Here is a 23,610-nt window from a genome sequence, read left to right on the forward strand (position 1 = left end):
TGGTGAACCTTGCCGGTCAGGCGGGTGCCGCGGCAGCGGCGTCCAGCAGCCACAGCGTGCGCTCGGTGCCGCGCGCGCCGGCGGCCGGCACGTCGGTCACGGCTCCGCCGGCGAGGGCCGCGGCGGCCTGGGCCGCCTTCTCGGCGCCGGCCGCGACCACCCACACCTCGCGCGCGCGGCGCAGGGCGTCGAACGTGAGCGAGACGCGGTCCGGCGGTGGCTTGGGAGAGCCGTGCACCCCGACGGTCGCTCCGCGCGCCGCGAGCCCGTCGTGCCCGGGGAACAGCGAGGCGACGTGCCCGTCCGGCCCCATGCCCAGCAGCAGGACGTCGAACTCCGGCACGGCCGGCTCCTGCGCGTCGGCCGAGCCGGTCGCGGGAGGCGCGGCGAAGGCCGCGAGCTCGGCCGCGTAGGCCGCGGCCGACTGCTCCGGCGTCTCGACGGTGGCGCCGTCGACCACGGCGCCGCGGGCCGGCATCGCGTGCACGTGCTCGGCGGGCAGGCCGGAGTCCGCGACCAGGGCGTCCACGAGGGCGGCGCGGGCCTGGGTCTCGTTGCGGTCCGGGTCGCCGTCCGGCAGGAACCGCTCGTCGCCCCACCAGAGGTGCACCCCGGACCAGTCCACGGCGTCACGCAGCGGGCTCGCCGACACGGCCTCGAGCGTCTTGATGCCCACGGTGCCGCCCGTCAGCACGGCGTGCACCGGCGTGCGGACCGACTGCACGTCGAGCAGGCGGGTGAGGAGCCGGGCCGCGGCCGCCTCCGCGAGGACGGCCGGGTCCGGGTGGACGACGACGAGCGGCGCGCTCACGCCTTGACCTTCGCCTTCGCGCCGACGGTCTCCACCCGCGCGAGCCCCTTGGTGAGGACCTCGCCGTAGAGCTCGTCGGGGTCGAGGCGCCGCAGCTCCTCGATGAGGGCCTCGCTCAGCGCGCGGATGGGCAGCGCCATGCGGCGCTCCGGCTTCTCGGGCTGCGTGATCGCCACGACGCGGCCGTCGGGACGGTCGAGCACGATCGGCCCGCTCTTGCGCTCCAGCGTGACGCGCGTGATGGCGTCGTCGCTGTCCGTGCGCACGACCGTGGCCGGGCAGCGCAGGCGCTGCCCGAGCCAGGCCGCCAGCAGGTCCAGCGACGTGTGCTGCTGCTGCCCCTCGACGGTCACCGCGGTGACGGGCTCGAACGGGGGCTGCTCCACCGCCGCCGCGATGAGCCCGCGCCACAGGGTGACGCGCGCCCACGCGAGGTCGGTGTCGCCGGGGCTGAACGTGCCGGCGAGGCGGTGCAGCATGGCGACCGGGTCGGCCGCCGTCGTCGTGTCCGTGATGCGGCGCTGGGCCATCGCGCCCATCGGGTCCGCCGACGGGTCGTCGGGTCCGCCCGTCGGCCACCAGACGACGATGGGAGCGTCGGGCAGCAGCAGGGGCATGACGAGCGTGTCGGGGTGGTCGAGCATGGGGCCGCCGGCGCGCAGCACCACGACCTCGGAGGCACCGGCGTCGCCGCCGACGCGGATCTCGGCGTCGAGGCGCGGGGCGGAACGGTCGCGCTGCACGAGCGGCGCGACCACCACGACCCGGCACGGGTGCTCGTGGCTGGCCTGGTTGGCGGCGCGGACGGAGTCCTCGATGTCGGCCTCCTCCGCGACCACGACGAGCGTCAGCACCCGGCCGAGCGCCACCGCGCCACCCTCGTCGCGCAGGTGCGCGAGCCGCTTGCCGACCGCGTTCGTGGTCGTGTCCGGCATGTCGATGATCATCGGGGCTCTCCTCGGTGGAAGCGGCACAGGTGGGGGCGGCTCGCCGCGGCGCGTGGGGCGTCGTCCGGGTCGGGGGCGGGCCTCACGGGCGCCGCCACGAGCGGCCGTCGCGGGCCATCATCTTGTCGGCGGACTCCGGGCCCCAGGTGCCCGACGCGTACTGCTCGGGCCTGCCCTTGCTCGCCCAGTACGCGGTGACCGGGTCGAGGATCTTCCAGGAGAGCTCGACCTCCTCCCGGGTCGGGAAGAGCGGCGGGTCGCCGAGGAGGACGTCGAGGATGAGCCGCTCGTACGCCTCGGGGGAGGACTCCGTGAACGAGTGGCCGTAGCCGAAGTCCATGGTGACGTCGCGGACCTCCATCGCGGTGCCCGGGACCTTGGCGCCGAAGCGGAGGGTGACGCCCTCGTCGGGCTGCACGCGGATGACCAGGGCGTTGTTGCCCAGGTCGGACGTCAGCGAGGACTCGAACGGCAGGTGCGGCGCCTTCTTGAAGACGACGGCCACCTCCGTGACCCGGCGGCCCAGGCGCTTGCCCGTGCGCAGGTAGAACGGCACGCCGGCCCAGCGCCGGTTGTCGATCTCGAGCTTCACCGCGGCGAACGTCTCGGTCGTGGAGTTCGGGTTGAAGCCCTCCTCCTCGAGGAACCCGACGACCTTCTCGCCGCCCTGCCACCCGGAGGCGTACTGGCCGCGGGCCGTGTGGCGCCCGAGGTCGCGGGGGAGGCGGACGGAGGAGAGGGCCTTGATCTTCTCGGCGCGCAGCGCGTCGGCGTCGAAGTTCACCGGCTCCTCCATGGCGACGAGCGCCAGGAGCTGCAGCAGGTGGTTCTGGATCACGTCGCGGGCGGCGCCGATGCCGTCGTAGTAGCTCGCGCGCCCGCCGATGCCGATGTCCTCGGCCATCGTGATCTGCACGTGGTCCACGTAGTTGCTGTTCCACAGCGGCTCGAACATCTGGTTCGCGAACCGCAGGGCGAGGAGGTTCTGGACCGTCTCCTTGCCGAGGTAGTGGTCGATGCGGAACACCGACTCCGGGTCGAAGACCTGGGAGACGACGGCGTCCAGCTCGCGCGCGCTCTCGAGGTCGTGCCCGAAGGGCTTCTCGATGACGACGCGACGCCACGCGTCCGGGGACGACTTGGACAGCCCGGACTCGGACAGCTGCCGGCACACGATCGGGAACGCGCTCGGCGGCACGGACAGGTAGAAGGCGTGGTTGCCGCCGGTGCCGCGCTCGGCGTCGAGCTGCTCGACCGTCTGGCGCAGACGCTCGAACGCCTCGTCGTCGTCGAAGGACCCCTGCACGAAGCGGATGCCCTCGGCGAGCTGGCGCCACGTGGCCTCGCGGAACGGGGTGCGGGCGTGCTCCTTGACGGCGTCGTGCACGACCTGCGCGAAGTCCTCGTCCTCCCAGTCGCGGCGGGCGAAGCCCGTCAGCGCGAACCCGGGCGGCAGCAGGCCGCGGTTCGCCAGGTCGTAGACGGCGGGCATGAGCTTCTTGCGCGACAGGTCGCCCGTGACCCCGAAGATCACCAGGCCGCTGGGGCCGGCGATACGGGGCAGGCGCAGGTCGAGGGGGTCGCGCAGGGGGTTGTGCTCGGCGGTGATCTTGGCCGGTCTCACGAGGTGGGCACCGTTCTTCGTCGTGCGGGCGGGAGGTGGTGCGGTCCCGGGGGCCGCGGCCCCCGGGAGCAGGTCAGGCGCTCTGGGCCTTGAGGCCGGCGGTGGCGGTGTCCAGGAGCTCGGTCCAGGAGTCCTCGAACTTGCGGACGCCGTCGGTCTCGAGGTGGTCCGTGACCTCGGAGAGGGAGACGCCGAGCGACTCGATGGCCTCGATCGTGCGGCGCGCCGCGGCCGCGGTGCCGCGGACCGTGTCGCCCGTGACGACGCCGTGGTCGGCGAAGGCCTGCAGGGTCGGCTCGGGCATCGTGTTCACGACGCCGTCCGTGACCAGCTCGGACACGTACAGCGTGTCGGGGTACTCCGGGTTCTTCACCCCGGTCGACGCCCACAGCGGGCGCTGCGGGTGCGCACCGGACGCCGCGAGCGAGCGCCACTCGTCGGTGCCGACGAACTGCTCGTACGCCTCGAACGCGAGCCGGGCGTTCGCCACGGCGGCCTGCCCGCGCAGGTCGAGCGCCTCGGGCGTGCCGATCTTCTCCAGTGCGGCATCGACCGAGGAGTCGACGCGGGAGACGAAGAACGACGCGACAGACCCGATCGGGCCGAGGTCGATGCCGTCGGCGCGGGCCTGCTCGAGGCCGATCGCGAACGCCTGCATGACGGACCGGTAGCGCTCGATCGAGAAGATCAGGGTGACGTTGACGCTGATGCCCTGGGCGAGGGTCCGCGAGATCGCGTCCAGGCCGGGCACGGTCGCCGGGATCTTGATGAAGACGTTCGGGCGGTCGACGGTGCGCCACAGGCGCTCCGCGACGACGACGGTCTTGTCGGCGTCGTAGGCGAGGCGCGGGTCGACCTCGATCGACACGCGGCCGTCCACGCCGTCGGTGGCGTCGTAGACCGGGCGCAGCAGGTCGGCGGCGGCGCGCACGTCGTCGGTCGTGATGGTCTCGACGGCGGAGTCCACGTCCGAGCCGGAGAGCTCGGCCAGCTGCGCGTCGTAGGCGTCCCCGCTGGACAGGGCCTTGGCGAAGATCGTCGGGTTCGTCGTCACGCCGACGACGCCCCGCTCGGCCACGAGGGCCGCCAGGTTCCCGCTGCGCAGGCGCTCCCGCGACAGGTCGTCGAGCCAGATGGACACCCCGGCGCCGGTGAGGTCGGTGATCGGTGCGGGGACGGTGCTCTGCGTCATCGGACGTCCTTCCAGGTCGGAAGCCCCTGCGCGGGAGGTCTCGACAGGGGGCGGGTGGGGCGCCGCGGGGCGACGCCCCACCCTGGGAATCTACGAGCGCTCAGGCGGCGTCGCCAGCGCCGCGCACGGCGGCGAGCGAGTCCCGGGCCGCGGCCGCGACGGCGTCCGCCGTGATGCCGAACTCCCGGTACAGCGTCTGGTAGTCGGCCGACGCGCCGTAGTGCTCGAGCGAGACGCTGCGGCCGGCGTCGCCGACCACGTCGCGCCAGCCCTGAGCGACGCCGGCCTCGACCGAGACGCGCGCCTTCACCGCGGACGGGAGCACCGACTCGCGGTAGGCCTCGTCCTGCTTGTCGAACCACTCGCGGCTCGGCATGGACACGACGCGGGCGGCGATCCCCTCGGCGACGAGCTGCTCGCGCGCCTGGACGGCGAGCTGCACCTCGGAGCCGGTGCCGACGAGGATGACGTCGGGGGTGCCGGTCGCCTCGTTCGTGGCGTCCAGCAGCGTGTACGCGCCCTTGAGGGTGCCCTCGGCGCCGGCGAAGCCCTCGGTGCCGCGGGGAAAGGTGGGCACGTTCTGGCGGGTGAGGACGATGCCCGCGGGGTTCGCCGTGTTCTCGATGATGCCGCGCCAGGCCCAGGCGGTCTCGTTGGCGTCGGCGGGGCGCACGACGTCGAGGCCGGGGATGGCGCGCAGGGCCGCGAGGTGCTCGACCGGCTGGTGCGTGGGGCCGTCCTCGCCGAGGCCGATCGAGTCGTGCGTCCACACGAACGTCGTCGGGATCTCCATGAGGGCCGCGAGGCGCACCGAGGCGCGCATGTAGTCGGCGAACTGGAGGAACGTGCCGCCGTAGGGGCGGGTGAGGCCGTGCAGCACGATGCCGTTGAGGATCGCGCCCATGCCGTGCTCACGGATGCCGAAGTGCAGGGTGCGCCCGTAGGGGTTGCCCGGGAACTTCTTGGTCGCGTGCTCGACGGGGATGAACGACGGCTCGCCGTCCATCGTGGTGTTGTTCGAGCCGGCGAGGTCGGCGGAGCCGCCCCACAGCTCGGGCAGCACGTCCTTGAGCGCGGTGAGGACCTTGCCGGACGCGGCACGCGTGGCGACGCCCTTCTCGGAGGCCTCGAAGACGGGCAGCTCCTCGGTCCAGCCGGCGGGCAGCTCGTGGGCCACGAGGCGGTCGAGGAGGGCGGCCCGCTCGGGGGTGGCGGTGCGCCAGGCGTCGTACGAGCGGTCCCAGGCGGCGCGCTGCTCGGCCTGGCGGGCCGCGACGCCGCGCGTGTACTCGAGGACCTCGTCGTCGACGGCGAAGGTCGCCTCGGGGTCGAGCCCGAGGGCGACCTTGAGGCCGGCGACCTCGTCGGCGCCCATCGCGGAGCCGTGGATGCCGCCCGTGTTCTGCTTGGTGGGCGACGGCCAGCCGATGATGGTGCGCAGCGCGATGAACGACGGACGGTCGGTCTCGGCCTTCGCCGCCGCGATGGCGGCGGCGAGCGCGTCGACGTCCTCGGCGTAGCCGGTGCCGCCCTGCGTCCAGTCCACCCGCTGGGTGTGCCAGCCGTACGCGGCATAGCGCGCGAGGGTGTCCTCGGTGAACGCGATGTCCGTGTCGTCCTCGATGGAGATCTTGTTGTCGTCCCAGATCACCACGAGGTTGCCGAGCTTCTGCGTGCCGGCGAGCGACGACGCCTCGGAGGTGACGCCCTCCTGCAGGTCGCCGTCGGAGGCGATGACGTAGACGTGGTGGTCGAACGGCGACTCGCCGGGCGCGGCGTCGGGGTCGAGCAGGCCCCGCTCGCGCCGCGCCGCGAACGCCATGCCCACGGCGGACGCGAGGCCCTGGCCGAGCGGGCCGGTCGTGATCTCGACGCCGGGGGTGTGGCGGTACTCGGGGTGGCCCGGGGTCTGCGAGCCCCACGTGCGCAGCGCCTCGAGGTCGGAGAGCTCCATGCCGTAGCCGGAGAGGAACAGCTGCAGGTACAGCGTGAGCGACGAGTGTCCCGCGGAGAGGACGAACCGGTCACGGCCGACCCAGTGGGGGTCGGACGGGTCGTGCCGCATCGTCTTGCCGAACAGCAGGTACGCGGCGGGGGCGAGGGAGATCGCCGTGCCGGGGTGGCCGTTGCCGACCTTCTCGACGGCGTCGGCCGCCAGCGCCTTGATGGTCTTCACCGCGCGGTCGTCGAGTGAGTTCCACTCGAGCGGGGCGACGACGGGGTCGAACGCGTTCACAGATGTGCCTCTTTCCTGCCCGGAGCGAGCCCCGGGTGATTGCTGCTGCTCTGCCGGTACGGGGCGCCGTCGCGTCGGACGCCGCACGGGGTCCTCGAGGCGACGGCGGGGGCACGGCGTCGAGGGGCCGACCGGGGTGGGCGGCCCGCTGTTCACCGTTGTGCAGCACCACCCTAGCGCCGAGCATTCCCACCACGCCCGTCCCGGTGCCGTTCGTCCCACCAGATGAGCGGCGCGCGCCGCGCGCCGGAGGATGTCCGGGGAGATGACGCCTGCGCGGGCATTTCTCACAGCCGGGCGGCCGTCGTCCGGGCCGCCGGGTCGCTGACCTCGGCGTACGATGAGGCGGCGACCGTCCCCACGTCGCCCGAGCTCCCCGGACCCCCAGCCGAGAACGGACAAGCACGCGCGTGAGCACCACGAGCACCACGACGTCCCACCCCCAGGCGCCGACCCGCGCGGCCGTGCGGGCCGAGCGGGAGCGTGCCGATGCGGACCGGGCGGACCGCCGCGGAGCGAACGCGGAGCAGGGCAAGGGCGCGGGCGGCGCGCCGGGAACGGGCTGGCGGGACCGCCTCGGGGCGTACGTCGCGCTGACCAAGCCGCGCATCATCGAGCTGCTGCTCGTCACGACGCTGCCGACGATGATCCTCGCGCAGGACGGCCTGCCCTCGCTGTGGCTGGTGCTCCTCACCCTCGTGGGCGGCACGCTGGCCGCCGCGTCGGCGAACGTCTTCAACTGCTACCTGGACCGCGACATCGATCAGGTGATGAACCGGACCAAGCGTCGCCCGCTGGCCACGGGCGAGATCACGCCCCGGGCGGCGCTCGTGTTCGCGACGGTGCTCGGTGTCGTGTCCCTGCTGTGGTTCGCCCTGCTGGTCAACGTCCCGGCGGCGTGGCTCACGTTCGCGGCCATCGCGATCTACGTGGTCGGCTACACGATGATCCTCAAGCGGCGCACGCCGCAGAACATCGTCTGGGGCGGGATCGCGGGCTGCATGCCCGTGTTCATCGGCTGGGCCGCCGTGACGGAGTCGCTGAGCTGGGCCGCCGTCGCGCTCTTCGGCGTGATCTTCTTCTGGACGCCGCCGCACTACTGGCCGCTGTCCGTGAAGTTCAAGAAGGACTACGCCAACGCCGGCGTCCCGATGCTGCCCGTCGTCGCGACCGACCGCCGCGTCGCGGTCGAGATGGTCGCGCACACGGTCGCGATGATCGCCTGCTCGCTCGCGCTGATCCCGCTCGCCGGGATGTCGTGGTTCTACGCGGCCGTCGCGGTCGCCTCGGGCGGCTGGTTCCTCTGGCTCGTGATCGCGATGCTGCGCCGCGCCGGGCACCCCGAGCGCGGCAAGCTCGGTGCGATGAAGGTCTTCCACGGCTCGATCACGTACCTCACGGTGCTGTTCATCGCCGTCGCGGTGGACGTCTTCCTGCCGTTCTGACCCGTCTCGGGTCCGTGCCGGGCGCGCGGCCCGTCCGGGACGTCGTCGCCTCGGGGCATGATGTTCCGGTGCCCGACACCACGTCCGCCCCGCCTCTCCCGCCCGCGCTGGCGGCCGCGCTGCAGGACTACCTGGCGCACCTCGGCGTCGAGCGCGGGCTGTCGGCCAACACGGTCGCGGCCTACCGTCGCGACCTGGGTCGCTACGCCCGCCACCTGCACGCGACGGGGCGGTCCGGGCTGGGCGACGTCGGCGAGCGGGACGTCGAGGACTACGTCGTGGTGCTGCGCCAGGGGTCGGACGGCGGGGCTCCGCTGTCGCCGTCCTCGACCGCGCGGGCGCTCGCCGCAGTACGGGGCTGGCACCGTTTCGCGCACGCCGAGGGAACGACGAGCGCCGACCCGGCGTCCCAGGTGCACGCGCCGAGCGCGCTGCGCCGGCTGCCGCACGCGCTGTCGATCGACGACGTGGCCCGCCTGCTCGACGCGGCGGGCGCCGGGGACGGCCCGGTGCCGCTGCGCGACCGGGCCCTGCTGGAGCTGCTGTACTCCACCGGCGGCCGCATCAGCGAGGTCGTCGGCCTGGACGTCGACGACGTCGACGGGCTGCTCGACGAGGAGAGCGGGCAGGACGGTGCGCCCGACCGCGCGCACGGCGGCGGGGCGCCGCGCGCCGGGTCGGTGCGGCTGCGGGGCAAGGGCGACAAGGAGCGCGTGGTGCCCGTGGGGTCGTACGCGCGCACCGCGCTGGAGGCCTACCTGGTGCGTGCCCGGGCGCCCCTCGCGTCGGCGGGGCGTGGCACGCCCGCGCTGTTCCTCAACACCCGCGGCGCGCGCCTGTCGCGGCAGAGCGCGTGGTCGGTGCTGCAGGCCGCGGCGGAGCGCGCCGGCCTGACGCAGCACGTGTCGCCGCACACGCTGCGGCACTCGTTCGCCACCCACCTGCTCGCCGGCGGCGCCGACGTCCGCGTGGTACAGGAGCTGCTGGGGCACGCCTCGGTGACGACCACGCAGATCTACACGATGGTGACCCGCGACGCGCTGCGCGAGGTGTACGCCGCGGCGCACCCCCGCGCCCTCGGCTGAACCTGCTCGATGCGGCGGGGGCTCCCGGAAGGACGGCGCGCCCGGCGTGCCGCCCGGACCCCGGGAGGCCCTGAGGTAGCGTGACGCAGGTGAGCGAGGGACTCGGGAGCGACACCATGACGCAGACGACCACGAGCGACGCCTCACCGGCCGCGGCCACCGCGACCAGTCCCGCGCCGGGCAGCCCGGCCGGCGGGCTTGAGGAGCCGCGTACCGACGTCGTCGGGCGACCGCTGCCCGACTTCCGCGACCCGGCGCCGCTGGCGTCCCACGGGCCCGCGCGCATCGTCGCGATGTGCAACCAGAAGGGCGGCGTCGGCAAGACCACCACGACGATCAACCTGGGCGCGGCGCTGGCCGAGTACGGTCGCCGCGTCCTGCTCGTCGACTTCGACCCGCAGGGCGCCGCCTCGGTGGGGGTCGGCGTCAGCCCGCACGACCTCGACCTCAGCGTCTACAACCTGCTCATGGAGCGCGACGTCAGCTTCACCGACGTCCTGCAGCCCACGAACATCGAGGGCATGGACGTGCTGCCCGCGAACATCGACCTGTCGGCCGCGGAGGTCCAGCTCGTCGGCGAGGTGGCGCGCGAGTCCGTCCTGGCGCGGGCGCTGCGACCCGCCCTGGACGACTACGACGTGATCCTCGTGGACTGCCAGCCGTCGCTCGGCCTGCTCACGGTCAACGCCCTCACCGCGGCCCACGGCGTGCTCATCCCGCTGGAGTGCGAGTTCTTCGCGCTGCGTGGTGTGGCCCTGCTGGTGGAGACGATCGAGAAGGTGCGCGACCGGCTCAACCCGGCACTGGAGATCGACGGCATCCTGCCGACCATGTACGACTCCCGCACCCTGCACTCGCGCGAGGTCGTCGCGCGCGTGCACGAGGCGTTCGGCGACACGCTGCTGCACACCGTCATCGGGCGCACGGTGAAGTTCCCGGACGCGTCGGTGGCGGCCGAGCCGATCACCAACTACGCCCCGACCCACGCCGGCGCCGCCGCGTACCGGCAGCTCGCCCGCGAGCTCGTCGCCCGTGGTGACGCTGCCTGACGTCGCCCCGCAGCAGGGGGAGGCGTCGGGCACCGTCGACGGCGCCGCCGGCGCCGACGCCCGGCCGGGGTTCGAGGTGCACCTCGACAACTTCACCGGCCCGTTCGACCTGCTGCTGTCGCTGATCGCGAAGCACGAGCTCGACGTCACGGAGGTGGCGCTCGCGGCCGTGACGGACGAGTTCGTGGCGCACATCCGCGAGGCCGAGGCGGCGTCGCGCGAGGCGACCGCGCGCGGCGAGGAGCACCCGTCGTGGGACCTCGGGACGGCGAGCGAGTTCCTCGTCGTCGCGGCCACCCTGCTCGACCTCAAGGCGGCGCGGCTGCTGCCGGGCGTCGTGGAGGAGGACGCCGAGGACCTGGAGCTGCTCGAGGCGCGCGACCTGCTGTTCGCCCGGCTCCTGCAGTACCGCGCGTACAAGGAGGTGTCCGGCCTCCTCGCCGAGCGCCTGGAGACCGAGGGGCGGCGCACGCCGCGGTCCGTCCCGCTCGAGCCGCACCTGGTGGCGCTGCTGCCGGAGCTGGTGTGGACCCTCGACGGCGCGCGACTCGCCGAGCTGGCGGCGAAGGCCCTGGAGCCCAAGCCGCCGCCCGTCGTCGGGCTCGACCACCTGCACGCCCCCGCCGTGAGCGTGCGGGAGCAGGCGGGGGTGGTGGCGCGCCGGCTGCGGCGCGAGCACGTCGCGACGTTCCGTGCTCTGGTCGCGGGGGAGGAGCGGCTCGTGGCCGTGGCGCGGTTCCTGGCCCTGCTGGAGCTGTTCCGCGCCGGCCGGGTGGCCTTCGAGCAGGCGACGGCCCTGGGCGAGCTCACCGTCCGGTGGACCGCCGGTGGCGGTGACCCCGACGACGACCCGGACGCGGACGACGGCGGGTTCGCGGCGGGCTTCGAGGAGTTCGACGGGACGCCCGAGCAGGACGAGGGGACCGGCGCGCCCGCCGCGGGCGGCGCCGGCGTGACGGAGGTCGTGGCATGACGCAGCGGACGGACGAGCACGCCGAGGCCGTCGAGCCGCGGGCCGGGTCGGTGCTGCCGGAGCCCGAGCCTGCGGTCGACGCCGAGCCGACGGTCGAGGTGGACGTCGACGACCTGCCGGGCGGGCTCGCGGCGGCGCTGGAGGCGGTCCTCATGGTCGCGGAGTCGCCGGTGCCGGTCGAGCGCCTCGCGGCGGGCGTCGCACGGACCGTGCCGGAGGTCGTCGCGGTGCTCGAGGAGCTGGCCGCGGAGTACCGCGGGGAGACGGGCGGGCGCCCGCGCGGGTTCGAGCTGCGCGAGGGCGCGGCGGGGTGGCGCATCTACTCGGCGCGCACGCAGGCCGACGTCGTGGGCGCGTTCGTCCTCGAGGGGCAGTCGTCCCGGCTGAGCCAGGCCGCCCTGGAGACCCTCGCCGTCATCGCGTACCGGCAGCCCGTGACGCGAGGGCAGGTCTCGGCGGTGCGGGGGGTGAGCGTGGACGGTGTGGTGCGCACGCTGCTGGCCCGCGGCCTGATCGCCGAGACGGGGCAGGACCCGATGACGGGAGCCGTGCTGTTCGGGACGACGGGCGAGTTCCTCGACCGGATGGGCTGGTCGTCGCTCGAGGAGCTGCCGCCCCTGGCGCCGCACCTGCCGGACGTGGGCGAGGCGATCGCCCTGGACCCGTCCTCGGCCCTCCGACGGGGGCTGGCGGAGGACGGGCCCGACGACTGAGGTCAGGCGACCGTCGCGTCGACCGTGACGTCGACGTTGCCCCGCGTGGCGTTCGAGTACGGGCACACCTGGTGCGCGGCGGCGACGAGGGCGTCGGCGGTCGCCTGGTCGATGCCGCCCAGCTCGGCGTGCAGCGCGACCGCCAGCGCGAAGCCGCCCTCGGGCGTCGGGTGGAGGGAGACCTCCGCCACGACGGCGGAGTCGCTCACGGCGGCCTTCTCCCGGCGCGCGACGAGCTTCAGCGCGGAGTGGAAGCACGCGGCGTACCCGGCGGCGAAGAGCTGCTCCGGGTTGGTGGCGCCGCCCGCGCCGCCCATCTCCTTCGGGATCGCGAGGTCGACGTCGAGCAGGCCGTCGTCGGACCGCGACCGGCCGTCCCGCCCGTCGCCGGTGGCGGTGGCGACCGCCGTGTAGAGCGCGCTCATGATGCTGCCTCTCGGTAGAGTTACTAGTTCGTCTACTAGACCACGCGGCGATGGTCGCCGCAAGCAAGGGGCCCGGCGTCGGGCCGGACGTGAGAGGTTGGGCAGATGGAGACCAGCACGCCGGAGAGGGTGGCGGGGCACGGCCGCCAGCAGGTGCGCGAGCGGATCCTCGGGGCGGGGAGCGCGCTCTTCTACGCGGAGGGGGTCCGCGCCGTGAGCGCGGACAAGGTCATCGCCGCGGCCGGGGTGTCGAAGGTCACCTTCTACCGGCACTTCCCGACCAAGGACGACCTGGTCGTCGCCTACCTGGAGGGGCTCGCGACCTCCGAGCGCGCGCGGCTGGAGGAGATCCGGTCGCAGCACCCGGGCGACGCGGTAGGGACCCTCGAGGCGCTGGCCGGAGCCCTCGGCGAGGTGGCGCGCGGCGAGGCGTTCCGCGGCTGCGCGTTCGTCAACGCCGGGGCCGAGTTCGCCGACCCCGCGCACCCCGTCCGCCGCGCTGTGGCCGCGCATCGCGCCTGGTACACGGACTTCCTCGCCGCCGTCGCGCGGGACGGCGGCGCCGACGACCCCGCGGCCGCCGCTGCCGAGCTGATGATGCTGCGCGACGGGGCGATGGTGTGCGGGGACGTCGACGACGCGAGCGTGGTGGCGCCCCGTCTCGCCGCGGGCTTCGCGGCCGTCCTGGCGGCCCACCAGCGGTGACACGCGAGGGCCCTCCGCCGGCCCGCGTCGAGCGGAGGCCGGGCGACCTGAGAGAATCGGGCACCATGAGCACCGAACGCCGCGGCGGGAGCCGCCGCACCAGCCGCCCCCAGGGACCCGTCGCACGGCGCGCGCAGCGCCCGCGCCAGGCCCCGCCCCGTCGCCCGGCGCCGCGGTCCGGCGAGCAGGACCGCGACGTGCACGTCGCGGACGGCGTCCGGCTCCAGAAGGTGCTCGCCCAGGCGGGCCTCGGCTCGCGCCGCAAGTGCGAGGAGCTCATCGCGGAGGGCCACGTCGAGGTCGACGGCGTCCTCGTCACCGAGCTCGGCCTCCGCGTCGACCCGGCGAAGGCCGTCGTGCACGTGGACGGCATGCGCGTGCAGCTCGACACCTCGAAGATCACCCTCGCGCTGAACAAGCCGCTCGGCGTGGTCTCGACGATGAGCGACCCCGAGGGTCGGCCCACGCTGGCCGACCTGGTCAAGGACCGGCCGGAGCGCCTGTTCCACGTCGGTCGGCTCGACGCCGACAGCGAAGGGCTGCTCCTCCTTACCAACGACGGCGAGCTCGCCAACCGGCTCGCGCACCCGCGGTACGAGATCCGCAAGACCTACCTCGTGACCGTGACGGGCGGCGAGTTCTACCCCCGCCACGCCAAGCAGCTCACCGACGGCGTCGAGCTCGAGGACGGCCTCGCGCGCGCCGACAAGGTCCGCGTGGTGGACTCCGTGCCCGGCGAGACCATGCTCGAGGTGGTGCTGCACGAGGGCCGCAACCGGATCGTGCGCCGCATGCTCGACGCCGTCGGGTTCCCGGTGACGCGCCTGGTGCGCACCCGCATCGGCCCCATCGCGCTCGGCGACCTGCGTGCCGGGCGCTCCCGGGTGCTCGGGCGCACCGAGCTCGGCACCCTCATGCGCGACGTCGACCTGTGACGCCGGCGCCCTCGTCCCTCTAGTCCCTCCCGTTCGCAGCAGTCCCGCGCGGCAGCCCGCGCGACAACAGAAGGTGAGCACACACGTGGTCGTCATCGCCGTCGACGGTCCCTCCGGGTCCGGCAAGTCCAGCGTCTCCAAGGCCGTGGCGGCCCGGCTGGGGCTCGCCTACCTCGACACCGGAGCGATGTACCGGGCCGCGACGCTGTGGTGCGTCGACGGTGGCACGGACCTCGCCGACCAGGCGGCGGTGGCCGACGCCGTGCGCGCCATGCCGCTGGAGATGGGCGTCGACCCCGCGGCCCCGACGGTGCACCTGGACGGCCGTGACGTGGCCGCGGCGATCCGCACCACGGAGGTCTCCACCGCCGTCTCCCAGGTGGCCACCAACCTCGACGTGCGCGCCGAGCTCCGCCGCCGGCAGCGCGCCGTGATCGAGACCGAGAGCGCGCCGGGCGGGTTCTCGGGCGGCAAGGGCATCGTCGCCGAGGGGCGCGACATCACGACCGTCGTGGCCCCGGACGCCGACGCCCGGGTGCTCCTCACCGCGAGCGAGGAGGCCCGCCTGCGCCGCCGCTCCCTCGAGGTGCACGGCGCCGCCGACGAGTCCGCCGTCGAGGCGACGCGCGACCAGGTGCTGCGCCGCGACCGCGACGACTCCACCGTGAGCCAGTTCCAGGTGGCCGCCGACGGCGTCGTCACCGTCGACTCCTCCGACCTGGACTTCGACCAGACGGTCGACGCCGTCCTCGCCGTCGTCGCGCAGGTCACGGCCTGACGTGTCGGGCCACGGTCGTGGCACGCCGGTCGGCCTGGGAGAATGGTGCCCATGACCACTCCCGCCGACGGCTCCGTGCCCGCTGCCGAGCCCACCGACGACCTCGCCGCCCCGCCCGCGCCCGACGGCGCCGGGGCCCCCGCGGACCGTGCGGATGCTGAGGGCCGTGACGCCGTGGCGGAGGTCCTCGAGTCCGACGGCGACGACGAGGCGCGCGAGCGCGCGCTGCGCGCCGGGCTCGAGGACTTCGAGCTCGACGAGGCCGACCGCGCGCTGCTGGACGCCGAGTGGGACGAGGAGGGCGCCGGCGCGGGCGAGGCACCGCTGCCGGTGCTCGCCGTCGTCGGGCGCCCGAACGTCGGCAAGTCGACCCTCGTCAACCGCATCCTCGGCCGCCGCGAGGCGGTCGTGGAGGACACCCCGGGCGTCACGCGCGACCGCGTGAGCTACCCGGCCGAGTGGGCCGGGCGGGACTTCACGCTCGTCGACACCGGCGGCTGGGAGGTCGACGTCGCGGGCATCGAGTCCAAGGTGGCCGACCAGGCCGAGGTGGCGGTCGCGCTCGCCGACGCGGTGATCTTCGTCGTCGACTCCACCGTGGGCGCGACGTCGACCGACGAGCGGGTCGTCGAGCTGCTCCGCCGCTCGGGCAAGCCCGTCGTGCTGTGCGCCAACAAGGTCGACGGGCCGTCGGGCGAGGCGGACGCCGCCTACCTGTGGTCGCTCGGCCTGGGCGAGCCGCACCCCGTCTCCGCGCTGCACGGCCGCGGCACCGGCGACCTTCTCGACGCCGCGATGAAGGTGCTGCCCGAGGTGTCCGAGCACGGGGAGCTGCGCCCGGCCGGCCCGCGACGCGTCGCCCTCGTGGGCCGTCCGAACGTCGGCAAGTCCTCCCTGCTGAACAAGATCGCCGGGGCCGACCGCGTCGTCGTCGACGAGACCGCGGGCACCACCCGCGACCCGGTCGACGAGCTGGTCGAGATCAAGGGCGTGCCGTACTGGTTCGTCGACACCGCCGGCATCCGCCGCCGGGTGCACCAGACGCGCGGCGCCGACTTCTACGCGTCGCTGCGCACGCAGGCGGCGATCGAGAAGGCCGAGGTCGCCGTCGTGCTCGTCGACGCCTCGCAGCCGATGACCGAGCAGGACACGCGCGTCATCTCGCAGGCGGTCGACGCCGGCCGCGCGCTCGTCATCGCGTACAACAAGTGGGACCTCATGGACGACGACCGTCGTCCCTACCTCGAGCGCGAGATCGAGCGCGACCTGGTGCAGGTGCAGTGGGCGCCGCGCGTCAACGTCTCCGCACGGACCGGCTGGCACACCGACAAGCTGACGCGCGCGCTCGAGACGTCGCTCGAGTCGTGGGACACGCGCATCCCCACGGGGCGCCTCAACGCGTTCCTCGGCGAGCTCGTGGCCGCCCACCCGCACCCGCTGCGCGGCGGCAAGCAGCCGCGCATCCTGTTCGGCACCCAGGCCTCGACGCGCCCGCCGCGGTTCGTCATCTTCGCCACCGGGTTCCTCGAGGCCGGGTACCGCCGGTTCATCGAGCGCCGTCTCCGCGAGACCTTCGGGTTCGAGGGGTCGCCCATCGAGATCAGCGTCCGCGTGCGGGAGAAGCGGCGCCGCTGATCCGCGCCGTGCTGCCGATGAGCCGCCGGACGAGCCGCCGATGAGCCGCCAGACGCCCGACGAACGGGTGGTCCGCCGCGGCCGGCTGCTGCGCCTGGGCGCGGCGCGCGACACGTCCGCGGTGCGCCACCTGGTGACGTTCCTCGTGGTCACGGTGGCGACGGTGCTCGTCACGCGCTTCCTCCTCGCCGCCTCCGGCTACCCGCAGGTGGGCGGCGGCGGCCTGCACGTCGCGCACGTGCTGTGGGGCGGGCTGGGCATGGCGCTCGCGGTCGTGGTGCTGCTCTCCTGGGTGGGCCCCGCCCTGCGGTCGCTCGGGGCGGTGCTGGGCGGCGTCGGCTTCGGCCTGTTCGTGGACGAGATCGGCAAGTTCGTCACGTCGGACAACGACTACTTCTACGAGCCGACGGCGGCGCTCATCTACGCCGTCGTCGTCGCGCTGGTCCTGCTCGTCGAGGCGCTGCACGGGAGGCGTGCCCACCACCCCGCCGAGTACCTGGCCGTCGCGACCGACCGCGCGGTCGCGGGGGTGGCGGGCGGCTTCACGGACGCCGAGCGCGAGGAGGCGCGAACGCTGGTGGAACGGGGCCGCGGCGAGCCCGCCGCCGAGGAGGTCGCCGCTCTCGTCGAGGCCGTGCCCCGGGACGCGGTCGCGGTGCCGGACCCGGTGCGGGCGCTGGTCGTGCGGGCGTCGGCGTGGCTCGCCGAGGCGATGGAGCACCGCTGGGCGGCCACGCTCGTGACGGTGGCGGTGCTCGGCACCAGCGCGGGGTCGGTCGTCGTGGCGCTGCGGGTGCTGCTCGGCGACGTCGCGGTCCCGACCTGGGTCGGCGCCGGCATCCTCGTGGCGGTCGCCGCGACGGTCGCGTGCGTCGTGTGGGCGCTCGTCGTCGGGTCGCGGGACCACCGCGCCGCGGCGGTGTGGGTGCGCCGGGGCGTCCTGGTCAGCCTGCTGGTCACCCAGCTCCTCGCGTTCCGGGCCGTGCAGTGGGTGGCCGTGGCGGGGCTGGTGGTGGACCTCCTCGTCCTCGTCGCCCTCGGCGTCGCCCTGGGGCGGGACGACGAGCGACGCACCACCCGGCCGCACCGAGATCAGCGCTGACATCCGCGCCGACATCCCGCGGCCGCGACGAGCCGGCGGGTGAGACGTGCGCCACTCGGGCTTGCGGTTCCGGCACGCGGCGTGGCACGGTCGGCCGTGACGAGCGAATTGCTCGCGTGCTCTGGGGTCGGTGAAATTCCGAGCCGGCGGTGATAGTCCGCGACCCGGTCACAGCCTGTGACCGGTTGACCAGGTGGAACTCCTGGACCGACGGTCAAAGTCCGGATGGGAAGCGCACGCGACGGCTCCCCGTCCGGTCCGTCCACCGGCCCCAGCGGCCGGCGTCGTCCGTCGTGACGACCGTCCGTGACCGGTCGCGTGAGCACGTCCGACCCCGCCTTCCTGCACCCCGGGGTCCGCGACCGGACGACAGGGGCAGGACGCATGAGTGCCACCACGGCAGAGCGCGACGCGATGCAGCGCGCGCTGGAGCTGGCCGCGCAGGTTCCGGCCCGAGGACCCAACCCGCGCGTCGGGTGCGTGCTCCTGGACGCCGACGGCGCGACGATCGCCGAGGGCTTCCACCGCGGCGCGGGCACCCCCCACGCCGAGGTCGAGGCGCTGCGCCGCGCGACCGAGTCCCGCGGCCCGGGCGCCGCGCGCGGGGCCACCGCCGTCGTCACGCTCGAGCCCTGCAACCACCACGGCCGCACCGGTCCCTGCGTCGACGCGCTGCTGGCCGCGGGGGTCGCGCGGGTCGTCCACGGCCAGCACGACCCCAACCCCGCGGCGTCGGGCGGCGCCGCGCGTCTGCGTGCGGCCGGTGTCGAGGTCGCCGGCGGCGTGCTGGCGGACGAGGCGCGCGCGCTCAACGCCACCTGGACGCGCGCGCTGGAGCTCGGCCGTCCCGTCGTCACCTGGAAGGTCGCGAGCACGCTCGACGGGCGCTCCGCGGCCGCGGACGGCACCTCGCGCTGGATCACCGGGCGGGCTGCACGGCACGACGTGCACCGCTTGCGGGCCGGTGCGGACGCCGTCGTCGTCGGGACCGGCACCGCGCTCGCCGACGACCCCGACCTCACCGTGCGGCACGCCCCGCTGACCGGCCAGCAGCCGGACCGGGTCGTCGTCGGGCTGCGCGACCTGCCCGCGTCGTCACGGCTCGCGCGGGCCGCGGCGGCCGGCGAGGCGGTGATGCACCTGCGCACCCACGACCCGCACGAGGTGCTCGACCTGCTCTGGTACCGCGAGCACCGGCACGTGCTGCTCGAGGGCGGGCCCGCCCTCGCCGCCGCCTTCTGGCGCGCCGGGCTCGTCGACGACGTCGTCGCCTACGTCGCCCCGGTGCTGCTGGGCGTCGGCGCCCCCGCGGTCGCCGACCTGGGCATCGGCACCATCGCGGACGCCGCGCGCCTCGACCTGCTCGACGTCGCCGTCCTGCCCCGGGACCCCGACGACCCCACCGACACCCCCACCGTGCGGCTCGCCCTGCGGCCGCGGAAGGAGCGCTGACCCATGTTCACCGGAATCGTGGAGGAGCTCGGCACCGTCGTCTCCGTGCGCGAGCACGCCGACGGCGCCCGGCTCACCGTCGCGGCCGAGCGGGTGCTCGACGGCGTCCGGCTCGGCGACTCGATCGCCGTCGACGGCTGCTGCCTCACCGTCGCCGAGACGGGTGAGCAGGGCGGCCGCGCGACCTGGACGGCCGACCTCATGGCCGAGACCCTGGCACGCACGAGCCTCGGCGGGCGGCGGCCTGGCGACCCGGTCAACCTCGAGCGGGCGCTCGCCGCCGACGGACGGTTCGGCGGGCACGTCGTGCAGGGGCACGTCGACGGCGTCGGGACCGTGCTCGCCCGCACGCCGGGCACGCAGTGGGAGGTCGTCGACGTCGCGCTGCGCCCCGAGCTGGCGCGGTACGTCGTCGCGCAGGGCTCGATCGCCGTCGACGGCGTGAGCCTCACCGTCGTCGACGCCCGGGACGACGCGTTCACCGTGAGCCTCATCCCCGAGACACGGGCCCGGACGACGCTCGGCACCCGGGCCGTCGGAGAGCGGGTCAACCTCGAGGTCGACGTGCTGGGCAAGTACGTCGAGCGGCACCTCGCGGCGACGGCGGCGGCACGATGAGCGGCCCGGCGAGCGGCCCGGCGAGCGGTACGTCGAGCGGTACGGTGAACGACACCGTCGAGCGCGTCGCGCGGGCGATCGCGGACGTCGCGGCCGGGCGCCCCGTCGTCGTCGCGGACGACGCCGACCGGGAGAACGAGGGCGACCTCATCCTGGCCGCCGACGCGGCGACGCCGGAGCTCATGGGCTTCCTGGTGCGCCACACCAGCGGCCTCGTGTGCGTGGGCGTGGCGGGCGAGCAGCTCGACCGGCTGGGCCTGCCCCTCATGGTGGAGGCGAACCACGACGCCTACCGCACCGCGTACACGGTGACGGTGGACGCCGCCACGGGGGTCACCACGGGCATCTCCGGCGCCGACCGGGCCCGCACCGCCCGCCTGCTCGCCGACCCGGCGACCGGCCCGGCGGACCTCGCGCGGCCGGGGCACGTGCTGCCGCTGCGGGCGTGCCCCGGCGGCGTGCTGGAGCGGCGGGGGCACACCGAGGCCGCCGTCGACCTCGCGCGCCTCGCCGGGCGGGGGGAGGCCGGCGTCCTCGCCGAGCTGGTGCACGACGACGGCACGATGATGCGGCTGCCCGCGCTGCGAGAGTTCGCGGTCGAGCACGGCCTCGCCCTGATCAGCGTGGCCGACCTCGTCGCCTACCGGCGCGTCACCGAGGTGCTCGTCGAGCGTGTCGCCGTCACGACCCTGCCCACCCGGCACGGCGACCTCACCGCCGTCGCCTACCGGGACCCGCGCACGGGCGACGAGCACGTGGCCCTCGTGGCCGGGACCCTGGAGGCCCTGGCCGACCCCGCACGCGGCCCCGTGCTGGCGCGGGTGCACTCCGAGTGCCTCACCGGGGACGCGTTCGGCAGCCTGCGGTGCGACTGCGGGCCGCAGCTCGACGAGTCGTTGCGCCGGATCGCCGAGGCCGGCCGCGGCGTCGTCGTGTACCTGCGCGGGCACGAGGGGCGGGGGATCGGCCTGGCCGCCAAGCTCGCCGCGTACGCCCTGCAGGACGACGGTCGGGACACCGTCGACGCCAACCTCGACCAGGGCCTGCCGGCCGACGCTCGCGACTACACCGCCGCCGCGCACGTGTTGCGCGACCTGGGCGTCCCCGGCGTGCGCCTGCTGACGAACAACCCCGCCAAGGTGGACGGCCTCGTCGCCGGGGGAGCGGACGTCGTCGAGCGACTGCCGCTCGCCCTGCCCGCCCACCCGCGCACGCTCGGCTACCTGCGCACCAAGCGCGACCGTATGGGCCACGACCTGCCCCACCTGACCGACACCCCGCACGACACCCCTCACGAGACCGGAGGACCGATGCACCCTGCACCCGCCCGACCCGCCACGCCCGTCGTCGCCGGGGCAGCCCGATGAGCGGCGCCGGCGCGCCCGTCGCCGCGCCCGTCGACTGCTCCGACCTGCGTGTCGCCGTCGTCGCGGCGAGCTGGCACCAGGTCGTCATGGACGGCCTGCTCGACGGCGCGCTGCGTGCCTGCGCCGACCACGCCGTCGTCGAGCCGCGGGTCGTGCGCGTGCCCGGTTCGTTCGAGCTGCCCGTCGCCGCGCAGGCGCTCGCGGCGGCCGGGTACGACGCCGTCGTCGCCCTGGGGGTCGTCATCCGCGGCGGCACCCCGCACTTCGACTACGTGTGCGCCGCCGCGACCGACGGCCTGAACCGCGTGGCCCTCGACCACACCGTCCCGGTGGGTTTCGGGCTCCTGACGTGCGACGACGAGCAGCAGGCGCTCGACCGCGCCGGGCTGGACGGCTCGCACGAGGACAAGGGCTACGAGGCCGCCGCCGCCGCGCTGGCCACCGCGCGCGTGCTCGGTGAGGTTCGGAGGGCTCCCGTGGGCGGCCCCCGCGTCGATGCAGGAGCAGTGTCCGACCTGGGGTAGTATTTCGGTCGGCCCTGCGGGGTGGCACCACGGTGCCACGTGTGGGGTCGACGGGCTGTGGCGCAGCTTGGTAGCGCACTTGACTGGGGGTCAAGGGGTCGCAGGTTCAAATCCTGTCAGCCCGACCGTGTGATGTCTCAGGACATCGGAATGGCTCGAATCCGCGCATGCGGGTTCGAGCCATTCGTCGTCTCCCGGCGGACGACGGCATGTGTAGGCGGCGGGGGCCGCCCCTCAAACGGCCGGAACCCGGGACGACTCACCCGGGGAACACCTCGAGGTATCGCTTCGCGTTCGAGTAGAACGACCACTTCGACATCGGGTGCAGGTGTCCGACGGCGTCGGCGAGGGCGGCCTCGTCCACGCCTCCGACGCCGTAGAGGGTGATCGGGAAGGGCGCTCCCTCGACGGAGCAGCGGACCTGGACGTCGGACTCGTCGACGCACCCGCCGAGCGTGAGCACCGCGGCGTCCACGACCGGGTCGCCGAGGGCGGCCCCCGACACGACGAGAAGCTCGCCGTCGTCGGGCATCGCGTACGCCACCTCCGAGGTTCCGTAGCCCATCGCGACGTAGCTCTCGTCGTAGTCGCCGGAGAGGAGGTAGGGACGACCGAACTCGGCAGCGCGCTCCGTCAGGCTGCTCGAGAGGTCGACGACGGTGCTGCCCACCACGACGATCGCCGGCACCCCGGCGAGCAAGGCCGTGCCCCACCGTCCAGCCCTGCGGGTGCGGGGCATCCCCGCGGCAGCGACCGTCGCGGCGAGCAGCCCGCTGAGCAGCATCGACAGGTGCCACAGGCTGCCGTCGACCAGGAGCAGGAGGAACCAGGCCGATCCCAGGAGCGGCGCGATCGCGCCCATGCTGGCGCGCCCGCCTGCTCGCCCGACCAGATGGGCGGACAGGGCCGAGATCCCGGCAAGGACGGCAGCCACGAAGAGCACGCCCGCGCCGCCGGCAGTCCACGTGAGGACGATCGAGTAGTACCCGGCCGGGAGCACGAGCAGGCCGGTGACGAGCCCGACGCCGATCGCCGTGGGCCAGCCGCCGAGGGCTCTCCCGGGGACCTCGACCGGCGAGGTCATCGCGGTGCTCGGCGGTGCGCGGCCGTGCCGGTCATGAGCATGGCCGCACCCTAGCGGCCCGCAGACGTCGGCGGGAGAGGGGTTCGGACGTCGGCCATCGGGCATGCCGGTCGGATGCCCGGCGACGCCAGCGGTGGCCTGCGCCCTGGCCGCGCCGCCGCCCGACCGGACCCGCGGTTCGGTGCCGCGGCGCATCGACGCGAAGAGGAAGCGACGGGTGGGCGTCACGTGGATGTGGCGCCCGCCGCAGGACTGAACGTGGGCGCGTGTCAGACGCCTCGTTCCGGCGCGGCCATGTCGCCCGTGGCGGGCACGCCGTCGGCGAGGCCGTAGTGGAGGTACACGGTGCCGCTGGGGCCTGCGGCAGGCGGCTCGAGGAGCCGCAGGTTCGTGGGCACCTCGCCGCCGTCGAACACCTTCTTCCCGACGCCCAGGACGATGGGGTGGACCCAGAGGTCGATCCGGTCGAACAGCTTCTCGTGCAGGAGGGTCTGGACGAGGTCGAGGCTGCCGACGACGCGGACGTGGTCGTGCCGATCGCGGACCTCCCGCACCGCGGCGGGCAGGTCCGGCCCGAGCTGGGTGGAGCCCGCCCAGGAGAGGTCCGGGGTGCCGCGGGACGCGACGTACTTCGGGATGCTGTTGAAGAGGGTGGCGATGGCGCCGTCCTGGCCCTCGCCGCTCTGGTGCGGCCAGAAGCCCGCGAAGATGTCGTAGGTCCGTCGGCCGAGCAGGAGGGCGTCCGTCCCCTCCGCGTAGGCGGCGTCGATCTGCTCCCCGGAGACCTCGTCCATCAGCGGGGCCTGCCAGCCGCCGAACGGGAAGCCCTCCGGGTCCTCGTCGGGCCCGCCGGGCGCCTGGGCGACCAGGTCGAGGGTGGCGAACAGCTCGAGGTGGATGAGTCCCATGG

The 23,610-nt window shown here is 74.6% G+C and carries 22 protein-coding genes, 1 tRNA gene and 1 riboswitch; of the genes, 15 read left to right on the forward strand and 8 right to left on the reverse strand.

Annotated elements, in window-relative coordinates:
• Window positions 1–16 precede the first annotated feature (16 nt).
• From pgl to tkt, 5 genes are all read right to left on the reverse strand, one after another.
• Window positions 17–811: a 6-phosphogluconolactonase gene (gene pgl / locus ACQP60_RS05430; protein WP_429729151.1), complete on the reverse strand. Its 795-nt coding sequence runs from the start codon at window positions 809–811 to the stop codon at window positions 17–19.
• The gene (opcA, locus tag ACQP60_RS05435; RefSeq protein WP_429729153.1) at window positions 808–1,758 is read right to left on the reverse strand and encodes a glucose-6-phosphate dehydrogenase assembly protein OpcA; all 951 of its coding nucleotides are present in this window, start codon (window positions 1,756–1,758) and stop codon (window positions 808–810) included. The genes pgl and opcA overlap by 4 nt, the downstream gene beginning before the upstream one ends.
• Window positions 1,759–1,840: 82 nt before the next feature.
• The gene (gene zwf / locus ACQP60_RS05440; RefSeq protein WP_429729155.1) at window positions 1,841–3,382 is read right to left on the reverse strand and encodes a glucose-6-phosphate dehydrogenase; all 1,542 of its coding nucleotides are present in this window, start codon (window positions 3,380–3,382) and stop codon (window positions 1,841–1,843) included.
• 73 nt (window positions 3,383–3,455) lie between these two features.
• Window positions 3,456–4,574, reverse strand: a complete 1,119-nt coding sequence (tal, locus tag ACQP60_RS05445; RefSeq protein WP_429729156.1) for a transaldolase — start codon at window positions 4,572–4,574, stop codon at window positions 3,456–3,458.
• Between the two features lie 100 nt (window positions 4,575–4,674).
• Entirely contained in the window at window positions 4,675–6,810 is a 2,136-nt protein-coding gene (gene tkt, locus ACQP60_RS05450) for a transketolase (RefSeq protein WP_429729158.1), read from the reverse strand.
• Between the two features lie 410 nt (window positions 6,811–7,220).
• Between tkt and ACQP60_RS05455 the strand changes: the two genes are divergently transcribed.
• The 5 genes from ACQP60_RS05455 to scpB all read left to right on the forward strand — a co-directional run bounded on the left by ACQP60_RS05455 (window position 7,221) and on the right by scpB (window position 12,075).
• Window positions 7,221–8,255 (forward strand): heme o synthase, encoded by a 1,035-nt coding sequence (locus ACQP60_RS05455; RefSeq protein WP_429729160.1) that lies wholly within the window; start codon window positions 7,221–7,223, stop codon window positions 8,253–8,255.
• A gap of 68 nt (window positions 8,256–8,323) precedes the next feature.
• A complete protein-coding gene (locus ACQP60_RS05460) occupies window positions 8,324–9,340 on the forward strand; it encodes a site-specific tyrosine recombinase XerD (RefSeq protein WP_429729161.1) in 1,017 nt (338 codons plus the stop codon).
• A gap of 80 nt (window positions 9,341–9,420) precedes the next feature.
• Window positions 9,421–10,389: a ParA family protein gene (locus tag ACQP60_RS05465; protein WP_429729163.1), complete on the forward strand. Its 969-nt coding sequence runs from the start codon at window positions 9,421–9,423 to the stop codon at window positions 10,387–10,389.
• Window positions 10,373–11,362, forward strand: coding sequence for a segregation and condensation protein A (locus ACQP60_RS05470; RefSeq protein WP_429729165.1), 990 nt, complete (start codon window positions 10,373–10,375; stop codon window positions 11,360–11,362). Before ACQP60_RS05465 ends, ACQP60_RS05470 begins: the two co-directional genes overlap by 17 nt.
• Window positions 11,359–12,075: an SMC-Scp complex subunit ScpB gene (gene scpB, locus ACQP60_RS05475; protein ID WP_429729167.1), complete on the forward strand. Its 717-nt coding sequence runs from the start codon at window positions 11,359–11,361 to the stop codon at window positions 12,073–12,075. Before ACQP60_RS05470 ends, scpB begins: the two co-directional genes overlap by 4 nt.
• A gap of 2 nt (window positions 12,076–12,077) precedes the next feature.
• On the opposite strand, the gene ACQP60_RS05480 is transcribed toward scpB, so the two are convergent.
• Complete coding sequence (locus ACQP60_RS05480; protein ID WP_429729168.1) at window positions 12,078–12,500, reverse strand: organic hydroperoxide resistance protein; 423 nt, start codon at window positions 12,498–12,500, stop codon at window positions 12,078–12,080.
• Window positions 12,501–12,605: 105 nt separating this feature from the next.
• Between ACQP60_RS05480 and ACQP60_RS05485 the strand changes: the two genes are divergently transcribed.
• The 10 genes from ACQP60_RS05485 to ACQP60_RS05530 all read left to right on the forward strand — a co-directional run bounded on the left by ACQP60_RS05485 (window position 12,606) and on the right by ACQP60_RS05530 (window position 21,741).
• Window positions 12,606–13,205: a TetR/AcrR family transcriptional regulator gene (locus tag ACQP60_RS05485; protein ID WP_429729170.1), complete on the forward strand. Its 600-nt coding sequence runs from the start codon at window positions 12,606–12,608 to the stop codon at window positions 13,203–13,205.
• Between the two features lie 65 nt (window positions 13,206–13,270).
• The gene (locus tag ACQP60_RS05490) at window positions 13,271–14,140 is read left to right on the forward strand and encodes a pseudouridine synthase (RefSeq protein WP_429729172.1); all 870 of its coding nucleotides are present in this window, start codon (window positions 13,271–13,273) and stop codon (window positions 14,138–14,140) included.
• Window positions 14,141–14,213: 73 nt separating this feature from the next.
• Window positions 14,214–14,918, forward strand: a complete 705-nt coding sequence (gene cmk, locus ACQP60_RS05495; RefSeq protein WP_429729174.1) for a (d)CMP kinase — start codon at window positions 14,214–14,216, stop codon at window positions 14,916–14,918.
• Window positions 14,919–14,969: 51 nt separating this feature from the next.
• Window positions 14,970–16,553 carry a ribosome biogenesis GTPase Der gene (der, locus tag ACQP60_RS05500; protein WP_429729176.1) on the forward strand — a complete coding sequence of 528 codons (1,584 nt, stop codon included), beginning with the start codon at window positions 14,970–14,972 and terminating at the stop codon, window positions 16,551–16,553.
• A 40-nt stretch (window positions 16,554–16,593) separates the two neighbouring features.
• Window positions 16,594–17,655, forward strand: coding sequence for a hypothetical protein (locus tag ACQP60_RS05505; protein WP_429729178.1), 1,062 nt, complete (start codon window positions 16,594–16,596; stop codon window positions 17,653–17,655).
• A 112-nt stretch (window positions 17,656–17,767) separates the two neighbouring features.
• Window positions 17,768–17,897: riboswitch (FMN riboswitch) on the forward strand.
• A gap of 142 nt (window positions 17,898–18,039) precedes the next feature.
• On the forward strand, window positions 18,040–19,107 hold the full coding sequence (gene ribD / locus ACQP60_RS05510; protein ID WP_429729179.1) for a bifunctional diaminohydroxyphosphoribosylaminopyrimidine deaminase/5-amino-6-(5-phosphoribosylamino)uracil reductase RibD: 1,068 nt from the start codon (window positions 18,040–18,042) through the stop codon (window positions 19,105–19,107).
• A 3-nt stretch (window positions 19,108–19,110) separates the two neighbouring features.
• Window positions 19,111–19,725, forward strand: coding sequence for a riboflavin synthase (locus ACQP60_RS05515; RefSeq protein ID WP_429729181.1), 615 nt, complete (start codon window positions 19,111–19,113; stop codon window positions 19,723–19,725).
• Complete coding sequence (locus ACQP60_RS05520) at window positions 19,722–21,092, forward strand: bifunctional 3,4-dihydroxy-2-butanone-4-phosphate synthase/GTP cyclohydrolase II (protein WP_429729183.1); 1,371 nt, start codon at window positions 19,722–19,724, stop codon at window positions 21,090–21,092. Before ACQP60_RS05515 ends, ACQP60_RS05520 begins: the two co-directional genes overlap by 4 nt.
• The gene (ribH, locus tag ACQP60_RS05525) at window positions 21,089–21,616 is read left to right on the forward strand and encodes a 6,7-dimethyl-8-ribityllumazine synthase (protein ID WP_429729185.1); all 528 of its coding nucleotides are present in this window, start codon (window positions 21,089–21,091) and stop codon (window positions 21,614–21,616) included. The genes ACQP60_RS05520 and ribH overlap by 4 nt, the downstream gene beginning before the upstream one ends.
• 51 nt (window positions 21,617–21,667) lie before the next feature.
• Window positions 21,668–21,741, forward strand: a tRNA-Pro gene (locus tag ACQP60_RS05530).
• Between the two features lie 134 nt (window positions 21,742–21,875).
• Here the strand turns inward: ACQP60_RS05530 and ACQP60_RS05535 are convergent.
• Both ACQP60_RS05535 and ACQP60_RS05540 read right to left on the reverse strand, forming a co-directional pair.
• Complete coding sequence (locus ACQP60_RS05535) at window positions 21,876–22,700, reverse strand: hypothetical protein (protein ID WP_429729187.1); 825 nt, start codon at window positions 22,698–22,700, stop codon at window positions 21,876–21,878.
• A 269-nt stretch (window positions 22,701–22,969) separates the two neighbouring features.
• Complete coding sequence (locus tag ACQP60_RS05540) at window positions 22,970–23,608, reverse strand: dihydrofolate reductase family protein (RefSeq protein ID WP_429729189.1); 639 nt, start codon at window positions 23,606–23,608, stop codon at window positions 22,970–22,972.
• Between the last annotated feature and the right edge of the window lie 2 nt (window positions 23,609–23,610).

It is taken from the genome of Isoptericola variabilis, from assembly GCF_050311655.1.
Lineage (GTDB): Bacteria > Actinomycetota > Actinomycetes > Actinomycetales > Cellulomonadaceae > Isoptericola > Isoptericola variabilis.